Origin of the sequence: Paenibacillus sp. YYML68, assembly GCF_027923405.1 — a bacterium.
Classification (GTDB): domain Bacteria; phylum Bacillota; class Bacilli; order Paenibacillales; family NBRC-103111; genus Paenibacillus_G.
Window position 1 is genome coordinate 4,846,007 of sequence record NZ_BQYI01000001.1, and the last position, 10,759, is coordinate 4,856,765.

The 10,759-nt window shown below is 55.5% G+C and carries 4 protein-coding genes and 1 pseudogene; all 5 read right to left on the reverse strand.

What is annotated here, in order from left to right; genetic code table 11:
* Positions 1-3: 3 nt before the first annotated feature.
* Entirely contained in the window at positions 4-8,733 is an 8,730-nt protein-coding gene (locus tag PAE68_RS21715) for an InlB B-repeat-containing protein (RefSeq protein WP_281890457.1), read from the reverse strand.
* Positions 8,734-8,858: 125 nt separating this feature from the next.
* A complete protein-coding gene (locus PAE68_RS21720; protein WP_281891198.1) occupies positions 8,859-9,236 on the reverse strand; it encodes a phage tail protein in 378 nt (125 codons plus the stop codon).
* A gap of 87 nt (positions 9,237-9,323) precedes the next feature.
* Positions 9,324-9,521: pseudogene (locus PAE68_RS21725) on the reverse strand (phage tail protein); the annotation flags it as partial.
* Positions 9,522-9,546: 25 nt separating this feature from the next.
* Positions 9,547-10,179: a phage tail protein gene (locus tag PAE68_RS21730; RefSeq protein ID WP_281890460.1), complete on the reverse strand. Its 633-nt coding sequence runs from the start codon at positions 10,177-10,179 to the stop codon at positions 9,547-9,549.
* A gap of 60 nt (positions 10,180-10,239) precedes the next feature.
* Entirely contained in the window at positions 10,240-10,731 is a 492-nt protein-coding gene (locus PAE68_RS21735; RefSeq protein WP_281890464.1) for a GNAT family N-acetyltransferase, read from the reverse strand.
* Positions 10,732-10,759 lie beyond the last annotated feature (28 nt).

The window sequence follows — 10,759 nt, forward strand, 5'->3', positions numbered from 1 at the left end:
AGCTTATTCAGGTAGTAACCGTTCTTCTCCAGTGGAGTTGAGCTCGTAGCGGTGCTCTCTGGACGCTTCCTCTATATCAGCGAATGCCCAGTGACTCGCACTGACGTCCTGCCATGTCGCTGCTTGCACGCCAGTCAACGGACCTCGCTTCAGGAGACGATTCAGCATCTTCACCATCTCTGCCCGCGTTACGCCAGCATCCGGCTGGAACACTCCTCCGTCGTAACCATTGACTACTCCAGCCGCGTACAGAATGCGGATCGACTCCTCCGCCCAATGTCCGGCTAAATCCGAGAAGACCGCGGCAGGCTCCGTTCCGCGGAGCTGCTTCCAGCGCACAGCCAGCACAGCAAATTCAGCACGCGTGATCGCTCGATCCGGCTGGAAGCTTCCTTCGCCAACTCCAAGCATGATGCCCTTAGCTCGCAGACCTTCGATCGCTTCAACAGCCCAATGACTGGAAGGTACGTCGAGGTATGAGCTTGGGACTGCCTGCTTTGCCTGTTCGCCTTCCATCAGCAATATGCGCCACAGCATGGAGGCAAGCTCGGCACGCGTTGTTGTTTTCTCAGGCTGGAAGAAGCCTCCTGCATAGCCTTGAACATAAGGGTAGTGCTTCAGCTTATTCGCATCTGAAGGCTTCTCCTCTGGCTCCTGCTTCGGATCAACATTCTTAGCTGGCGTCTCCGTTGTTCCATCACCTGAGCCTGAGCCATCGTTGCTCGGATTGACCGTGTCCATCTTCAGAATGGTGAACGTACTGAACTTGTTAATCAGGATAGACAGACCGATAATTCCTCCTGTCGAATCACGCTCAATTGCAGCTTTCTTCAGATCGATGTCACCATCGCTATGCTCGATGTACACGTACAGCTTAGCGAGATAGCTTTCTTGAGCAGCTGTCCCGGAAGGAGCATTCAGCTTGCTTAATGGGAACAGCAGCTTCGTTGCGTGAGCACGGTAGTTCGTCTCGATGCTCATCGGAGTACCGACATAGCTCACCGATCGTTGACCAGCCTCTTGCTTGACCCGCTGATCGTTCAGCGCTTCACGTGTAACCTGTGCAACCTCTGCTTGCTTACGGATTGGGATGAAGCGGAAGAATAGATCCTGCCCTTCAACGCTCAGCTCGGTCAGAGAGCTCTTCGGAATAATGACGCTAGCTCCATCTGTCTCCAAGGACAAGTCCGTTTTACCAGCTAACGGCTTATAAGCCGCGGCTGGAGCCTCGATGGCTACTTCATCTGCCGGAGCCTCCGGAAGGTCGGTAACAACGACACGTACAGAAGTCTTGTTGCTGTTAAGCGCCTCATTGAGGGCTGACTGAATTTTGCCAGGGTCCAGCTTCGCCTTATCTACATGGGTACCATCCGACCATGACTTACGCACAATCGTGGTCTGCTCCACATCAACACTGCCTTCACCTGTCCGTATAGGGACTGTACGTGATGATTCACCTAGGACGAACAGATTGGCTTGCTTGACTACTAATAAAAAGGTTCGCTTCGCTTCAACGCCATCCTGCATAGCTGTAGCCGTCAACAGGATCACCGTATCCCCACTCAAGCTACGTGTCACTTGACCTGTGGAGCTTACGATTCCAGGTTGACTGGAACTCCAGCTGATACTCACATCATGAAGCCCCGATGTTGGAAGGGTGACATTCTGCGTAACACTCTCCCATGAATCGCTCGATGCGTAACCAACTGTAAGAGCCTTCAGCGCATCCTCCAGCTCCTGTGAAGCGGACTTGGTTACTTGAATCTGCAGCTGAGTTGATAGATTGCCGTATGTTGCTTGCAGTACAGTTGCGCCGGTCATACGTCCCTTGACCTTGCCACTGGACTCCAGCTCGGCCACTTGGTCAGGCGAGAATTGATACTGCGCAGCAGCGGTAACATCCGCTGTGCTTCCATCTGAGTATGTTCCCTCGAGCGCAATGGAGGCCGTACTTCCCTCCTTAATCGTCAGCTCGGTTGGACTGAACTCCAGCTTCGACAGTACCGCGTTGACGACAATGGTCGCACTCGCTGGTTGCTGACCATATACAGCATTCACAACAGCTGTGCCTGGTAATTGTCCTGTGATCGTGCCAGGGGCAACAATTCCCGCAACCCCGGCTACATTGAAGGTGTACTGACTCTTCGCTGTTACATCCACCTCGTTATGATCCGAGAGCCTCAGCTTCAGTGAGAACGGTACAGTGCTCCCATGCGAGACGGAGTAAGATGTGGAATCAAAGTACAGGCCGATCGGCTTAGGCATGACGTGAACCGTTCTTGTCATCTCCTCAGCAGCGTTCCCTGCTGCATCAACAGCGTTATAGCGAAGCGTGTAGCTTCCAACATTGGCCGTATCTACTGAACCTGTGATGGTCGCTTGCAGCTGCGAGGTTATGTTATCCGTCACGACAGCACCCGGTTCTACATATGCACTGTCCACGTACAAGTTCATGGACGAATCGCCGTTTAACTGGATCATCGGCTTCGTCTTGTCGATCTGTACTCGACTGAAAATCTCCGCACTCACGTTGCCGCTCAAGTCACGCTGTCTTGCATACAGCAGATAATTACCTTCCTCCGTCAGCGTAACAGGTCCCGAATAGGACAGCCAGACTATGCTGGGCTCAATTCGATATTCGATCGTTGCATCAGGCTCGCCAGTCAGCGTAGCTGTCACGTCAGCTGACGTCCATGTTGTATGGCTCAGTTGAAGCTGAACCGTGCCTGGAGGTGTTAGGTCTGCAAAGCTCGCTGTCACTTGGAGGTTCGACGCAACCTGAGCATCCGTCCGTGTTGCTGTCTGCAATCCGTCACTCCATCCCGTGAACGTGTAGCCTGTATCGGGAACGGCGGTCACCGCTGTTCCACTCCCTCCGAAGCTCACCGACTGAACAGCTGCCCCTACAAGTTGTCCGTTGGCTCCAGCTGTGTATGTCAGCGTGTACGTGTTTATCGTCCACTTCGCATACAGCGTTACATTGCCAGACAACGTGAATGTCGCGTCTGCCGCGTAGTCCGTTCCAGTGCCGTCCGCCGCTGTGTTCCAGCCTGCGAACGTGTAGCCCGTACGAACCAACGCGCCTGTATTTCCACTCACCGTCACCGTGCTGTTATAGCTCTGCGTCACCACAGCTGGTACAGTGCCGCCTGTCGAGCCGTTGCCGTCATACGTCACCGTGTGGCTATCTGCCGTCCACTTCGCGTACAGCGTTACATTGCCAGTCAACGTGAATGTCACGTTTGCCGCGTAGTCCGTTCCGCTTCCATCCGATGCTGTATTCCAGCCTGCGAACGTGTAGCCCGTACGTACCAACGCGCCTGTGTTCCCACTCACCGTCACCGTGCTGTTGTAGCTCTGCGTCACCACAGCTGGCGCTGTGCCGCCTGTCGAGCCGTTGCCAGCATACGTCACCGTGTAGCTGTCCGCCGTCCACTTTGCATACAGCGTTACATTGCCAGTCAACGTGAATGTCGCGTCTGCCGCGTAGTCCGTTCCAGTGCCGTCCGCCGCTGTGTTCCAGCCTGCGAACGTGTAGCCCGTACGAACCAACACGCCTGTATTCCCACTCACCGTCACCGTGCTGTTGTAGCTCTGCGTCACCATAGCTGGTGCTGTGCCGCCGGTCGAGCCGTTGCCGTCATACGTCACCGTGTAGCTGTCCGCCGTCCACTTCGCATACAGCGTCACGTTGCCAACTAGCGTGAAGGTCGCGCCGCCTGCATAGTCCGTACCTGTACCGTCCGCCGCTGTGTTCCAGCCTGCGAACGAGTAGCCTGTGCGTACCAGTGTGCCCGTGTTTCCACTCACCGTCACCGTGCTGTTGTAGCTCTGCGTCACCACAGCTGGTACAGTGCCGCCCGTCGAGCCGTTGCCGTCATACGTCACCGTATAGCTGTCCGCCGTCCACTTCGCGTACAGCGTTACATTGCCAACTAGCGTGAAGGTCGCGCCGCCTGCGTAGTCCGTACCTGTACCGTCCGCCGCTGTGTTCCAGCCTGCGAACGTGTAGCCTGTGCGTACCAGTGTGCCCGTGTTTCCACTCACCGTCACCGTGCTGTTGTAGCTCTGCGTCACCACAGCTGGCGCTGTGCCGCCTGTCGAGCCGTTGCCGTCATACGTCACCGTGTAGCTGTCCGCCGTCCACTTCGCATACAGCGTTACATTGCCAACTAGCGTGAATGTCGCCCCGCCTGCGTAGTCCGTACCTGTACCGTCCGCCGCTGTGTTCCAGCCTGCGAACGAGTATCCTGTACGTGAGAGCGTTCCTGTATTCCCACTCACCGTCACCGTACTGTTATAGCTCTGCGTCACCACAGCTGGCGCTGTGCCGCCTGTCGAGCCGTTGCCAGCATACGTCACCGTGTAGCTGTCCGCCGTCCACTTCGCGTACAGCGTTACATTGCCAGTCAAGGCGAATGTCGCACCACCCGCGTAGTCCGTTCCGCTTCCGTCCGCCGCTGTGTTCCAGCCTGCGAACGAGTAGCCCGTACGTACCAACACGCCTGTATTCCCACTCACCGTCACCGTGCTGTTGTAGCTCTGCGTCACCACAGCTGGCGCTGTGCCGCCTGTCGAGCCGTTGCCAGCATACGTCACCGTGTAGCTGTCCGCCGTCCACTTCGCGTACAGCGTTACATTGCCAGTCAAGGCGAATGTCGCACCACCCGCGTAGTCCGTTCCGCTTCCATCCGACGCTGTATTCCAGCCTGCGAACGTGTAGCCTGTGCGCACCAGTGTGCCCGTGTTTCCACTCACCGTCACCGTGCTGTTGTAGCTCTGCGTCACCACAGCTGGTGCTGTGCCGCCTGTCGAGCCGTTGCCATCATACGTCACCGTGTAGCTGTCCGCTGTCCACTTCGCATACAGCGTCACGTTGCCAGTCAACGTGAATGTCGCGCCGCCTTCGTAGTCCGTTCCGCTTACGTCCGACGCTGTGTTCCAGCCTGCGAACGTGTAGCCTGTGCGTACCAGTGTGCCCGTGTTTCCACTCACCGTCACCGTGCTGTTGTAGCTCTGCGTCACCACAGCTGGCGCTGTGCCGCCTGTCGAGCCGTTGCCGTCATACGTCACCGTGTAGCTGTCCGCCGTCCACTTCGCGTACAGCGTTACATTGCCAACTAGCGTGAAGGTCGCGCCGCCTACGTAGTCTGTTCCGCTGCCGTCCGCTGCTGTGTTCCAGCCTGCGAACGTGTAGCCTGTACGTACCAACGCGCCTGTATTCCCACTCACCGTCACCGTGCTGTTGTAGCTCTGCGTCACCACAGCTGGCGCTGTGCCGCCTGTCGAGCCGTTGCCAGCATACGTCACCGTGTAGCTGTCCGCCGTCCACTTCGCGTACAGCGTTACATTGCCAGTCAAGGCGAATGTCGCACCACCCGCGTAGTCCGTTCCGCTTCCATCCGACGCTGTATTCCAGCCTGCGAACGTGTAGCCTGTGCGCACCAGTGTGCCCGTGTTTCCACTCACCGTCACCGTGCTGTTGTAGCTCTGCGTCACCACAGCTGGTGCTGTGCCGCCTGTCGAGCCGTTGCCATCATACGTCACCGTGTAGCTGTCCGCTGTCCACTTCGCATACAGCGTCACGTTGCCAGTCAACGTGAATGTCGCGCCGCCTGCGTAGTCCGTTCCGCTTCCGTCCGACGCTGTGTTCCAGCCTGCGAACGTGTAGCCTGTGCGCACCAGTGTGCCCGTGTTTCCACTCACCGTCACCGTGCTGTTGTAGCTCTGCGTCACCACAGCTGGTGCTGTGCCGCCTGTCGAGCCGTTGCCATCATACGTCACCGTGTAGCTGTCCGCTGTCCACTTCGCATACAGCGTCACGTTGCCAGTCAACGTGAATGTCGCGCCGCCTGCGTAGTCCGTTCCGCTTCCGTCCGACGCTGTGTTCCAGCCTGCGAACGAGTAGCCCGTACGTACCAACGAGCCTATATTTCCACTCACCGTCACCGTGCTGTTGTAGCTCTGCGTCACCACAGCTGGCGCTGTGCCGCCGGTCGAGCCGTTGCCAGCATACGTCACCGTGTAGCTGTCCGCTGTCCACTTCGCATACAGCGTTACATTGCCAACTAGCGTGAATGTCGCCCCGCCTGCGTAGTCCGTTCCGCTTCCATCCGACGCTGTATTCCAGCCTGCGAACGTGTAGCCTGTGCGCACCAGTGTGCCCGTGTTTCCACTCACCGTCACCGTGCTGTTGTAGCTCTGCGTCACCACAGCTGGTGCTGTGCCGCCTGTCGAGCCGTTGCCATCATACGTCACCGTGTAGCTGTCCGCTGTCCACTTCGCATACAGCGTTACATTGCCAGTCAAGGCGAATGTCGCGCCGCCTGCGTAGTCCGTTCCGCTTCCGTCCGACGCTGTGTTCCAGCCTGCGAACGTGTAGCCTGTGCGTATCAACGCGCCTGTATTTCCACTCACCGTCACCGTGCTGTTGTAGCTCTGCGTCACCACAGCTGGCGCTGTGCCGCCGGTCGAGCCGTTGCCGTCATACGTCACCGTGTAGCTGTCCGCAGTCCACTTCGCGTACAGTGTCACATTGCCAGTCAACGTGAAGGTCGCGCCGCCTGCATAGTCCGTACCTGTACCGTCCGCCGCTGTGTTCCAGCCTCCGAACGTGTAGCCTGTGCGCACCAGTGTGCCCGTGTTTCCACTCACCGTCACCGTGCTGTTGTAGCTCTGCGTCACCACAGCTGGCGCTGTGCCGCCTGTCGAGCCGTTACCAGCATACGTCACCGTGTAGCTATCTGCGGTCCACTTCGCGTACAGCGTTACATTGCCAGTCAGCGCGAACGTCGCACCACCCGCATAGTCCGTACCTGTGCCATCCGACGCTGTGTTCCAGCCTGCGAACGTGTAGCCTGTACGTGAGAGCGTTCCTGTATTCCCACTTACCGTCACCGTGCTGTTGTAGCTCTGCGTCACCACAGCTGGCGCTGTGCCGCCTGTCGAGCCGTTGCCAGCATACGTCACCGTGTAGCTGTCCGCAGTCCACTTCGCGTACAGTGTCACATTACCGCTGACAGTCAGCGTCGCACCACCCGCATAGTCCGTGCCAGTGCCATCCGACGCTGTGTTCCAGCCTGCGAACGTGTAGCCTGTTCGTTCCAGCGTTCCTGTGTTGCCAAGCACGGTCGCTGTTGCCCCACTTGCATACGAGCCGCCATCAAGAGGAACGTTGCCGCCGGTATGTCCATTCCCGTTGTAAGTGACCGTGTATTGAACAGACGCCGCTGTTGTGAATCGCAGCAAGTACGGCTTATCATATCCCCTTCGCGCGAACTCGTCTAAATATCCGAAGCCTTGCAGATCAGAGTCTACGAACGCATTCAGGTCAAATGTAATATAATACGACGTATTCCCCTCTAACGTAGTATCTGGATTCACGGTTATGGTCGTCCCGCTCACGGTCACCTTACCCGAACTCACCGCAATAGTCTCCACGATGCTGTGATCAGAGGACTTACGAACATACAAGTTCCCCGAGCCAGCGGTCACCACCTCACTCAGCTCCATCACAATATTCGAACCGACAGCGATATTGGTCGCACCATTAGCCGGTGTCGAGCTTACAAGCGAAGGAGGTGAGCCTGCTGACCGCAATACAAAGTTCGTACCGCTTCGATTGATAATATCCAAATCCCCATCGCTGTCGTAATCAATCGTATACATCGCACTTCCACTTAGACCAGACAAATCCACAGAACTGAACGGCGTTGATGGAATCGACACACCCACTTGATCGAAGCGAGTATACGACCCATTCGCCTCCCGTCTCATGAAGATATATCCTGCCCCAGCCGTATTCCCCTCCTGCTGCAGCGCGTCCACATCGCCGTCATTATCAAAATCACCGAAGGTCATCCGCAAGTCGAATAAAGTATCCACAAACGGATCGGCAATCCTCGTAAACGAAGCTCCGTTATCATTTCTCAAAATAAAGTTGCTACCACCATGGGAGCCCGAACGGCTCACAATATCCGCATCTCCATCATTGTCGTAATCAACAACAAAAAAAGATAATCCGTTCATCCCTGTTAAATCTACGGTTGCGAACGGCGTCCCTGGAATACTGGTACCGACCTGATTGAAGGTCGCGTAAGTCCCATCCGCATTACGTCGGGAATAGATGTACCCCTGTCCTACCACATTCCCATCCTGTGCGAGCGCATCGATATCCCCGTCGTTGTCGAAGTCACCGAACTCAATGCGGGAATCAAATTGTACATCCGGGAACGGGTCAGCCACTCGTGTAAATACGCCATTATCATTGCGAAGAAGAAAATTTGCTCCCCCGGTTTGATGGGCTGAGCGGCTGATGATATCGACGTCCCCGTCCTGGTCATAGTCGAGGACGATGGTGTTGGCACCATAGAAGCCGCCAGTGCCATTCAGTCCGCTTAAATCTACACTCGCGAACGGTGAATCTGGAATGGACGTACCCACTTGACTGAAGTTCGTGAACGTTCCGTCACTGTTCCTTCTCGTGAATACGTACCCTTGTCCCATCACATTATTGCTCTGGGACAGCGCATCAATATCTCCGTCATGATCGAAGTCACCGAACACGATTCTTAAATCAAACTGTACATCGGGAAACGGGTCTACCCCACGAGTAAAGCTCGCGCTCGTCGCGGAGGCTTGCTGAGGCATCACTAGCGTCGCGGCTAGCAGCAAGCTGAATGCAACTGTGATCAGCCAAGCAAGATAGCTACCTCGTATTCTTGATACCAACATGGATCACTTCTCCTTACACCACAGACATGCCCCAGACACGCCTATTTATTTGCTTGAAAATAAAGGAAGAGCTAATAGCCCTCAGGGGTCAACTAGCTCATCTACTTGTTCAACTACAGCATCTCTTAATTAGCGCGCGAAGGGAAGATCCCTTCCACACAAATAATATAGTTCACAGCTTGGAACGGCTGCCTAATATCAACCGGAATCGAACCGCCTGCAAGTCCAACTGTAGTGGTGAATGCTCCACTCAACGTGCCTCCTGTAACAACGGCCTCCTTCATATATGTATCCGTCGGACCTGTCGTATACGCATTCACAGGTGAGCCGTTCCCGTCATATACAGCGGCAGGACTTGCCAGTGGTCCTGGGACATTCGTATCACCGCCGCTTGGGTTCGAGCTGGCGGGCAATTTCACTTGCATGCCCGTAACTTGCAAGTTGTGGCCTGTTGTGACGGCTGCATGTGTATGAGCTGGAAGCTGACTATTTGTAAGTGTCACTTGCTCATTTCCACCCGTTTCCCCAAGCACATATTGTGAGGTTCCAGCGGAAGATCCCCCCATGTAGGCACCGACAGGAACGCGTCCATTCAAGTTCGGCAACGCGAACGTGGTTCGCCCATCCCCTCCATATCTAGTTCCAAGTAATGAGAATAACGCCGTATTCGTGCTGATATTAAGCAATCTTCCATTACAGAAGAGCCAGCCTCTAGGTTCAAAATTAGGCGCCCAGGCCACAATGCTTCCAAGGTAAGATTCAATCATCTCATCAGTTCCCTTCATCATTCATATTTTAATGTAGCGTTCTTTATTACCATCTTGAAGGATAATAGCCCTGCACACAGATAATGTAATTCACAGCCTGACAAGGATTGAGTAATGAAAACGGAATGCCCTGTCCTGCCACACCCAGTGTTGTGCTTAGCTCTCCTACAACGTCACCGCCAACAACCACCGCCTCCTTCAGGTAGGTGTCCACAGCTCCTGTTGCATACATATGGATCTCAGCGCCACTCGAATCAACCGCTTTAGCGAACATCTTGTCCGCACCAGGCGCTTCCGACATCCCGTCAAAGGAGGCAACAGCCGGAAACTGCACATGCATCCCTTGATAGTACGCCCCGCTGGATGATGTGCTCGCGGCATGAGTATGTTGCGGCATCTGAGATTGGATTAATGTCCTTGTTTCCGTACCAGCCATAACCCCCGGATTGAAATGAGTAGTACCTGTGGGTACTCCGCCTTGGTAAGCTCCTACTGCCACGCGCCCGTTCAGGTTAGGAAGACCGAATGTAGTCTGCCCGTTCCCCCCGTACTGGACACCTAGCAGCGAGAATAGCGCCTCATACTGATTAATCGGCAACAACGCACCATTACAGAAGTGCCAGCCTTTTGGCGCAAAGTCTGCTGTCCAAGGCATTATGGTTCCTAAATAAGCTTCCATCTCACTTGTCCCCCTTCTTCACATTGAATGAAATAACGATTCAATTCCGTTCATTCCTAGCTACACGGACATGCCTGTGCTCTCTCCCGCCTTCCACTTCATGACAGTAAATGGACTGGAGTGTTGCTCGGGAGCTGCTTCAAATCCATACCTCTCATACAAGGACCGTGCCGGATTCCCCACCCTGACGTGCAACTGAATCCCTAAGCCATGCTTACTGGCATCGGTCTGCAGCCGCTTCAGCAGCATCCCTCCAATCCCTCGACGACGGAACGCGGGCAACAAGGCAATGTCCACCAGCACTAGCCACTCTTCCTCCCGGCTCACCAGCATCCTGCCAATCGGCTCGCCCTCATGCGTAATGACTCGATGCTCGGCATCGGCGTAGTTCGAATCATAGAAGCTACGCTGCGCCTCATACTGCATCCGTAGCAGAGCCGCCAGCTCGCCCTTAGGCAAGCCTAATGGGGTGAAGTCATCTCCTCGAGTTGAGGCATAGAGCTCAAATAGGAAGGATGCGTGCTCCGAACCTGCTTCGATGAAGTCAACCATCGTCATCAACCCCTTTGCCCCATTCACA

Bases quoted from the DNA above. Each gene is read 5' to 3' on its own strand.
- PAE68_RS21715 (WP_281890457.1), bottom strand. From the start codon at position 8,733: ATGTTGGTATCAAGAATACGAGGTAGCTATCTTGCTTGGCTGATCACA.
- PAE68_RS21730 (WP_281890460.1), bottom strand. From the start codon at position 10,179: ATGGAAGCTTATTTAGGAACCATAATGCCTTGGACAGCAGACTTTGCG.
- PAE68_RS21735 (WP_281890464.1), bottom strand. From the start codon at position 10,731: ATGGTTGACTTCATCGAAGCAGGTTCGGAGCACGCATCCTTCCTATTT.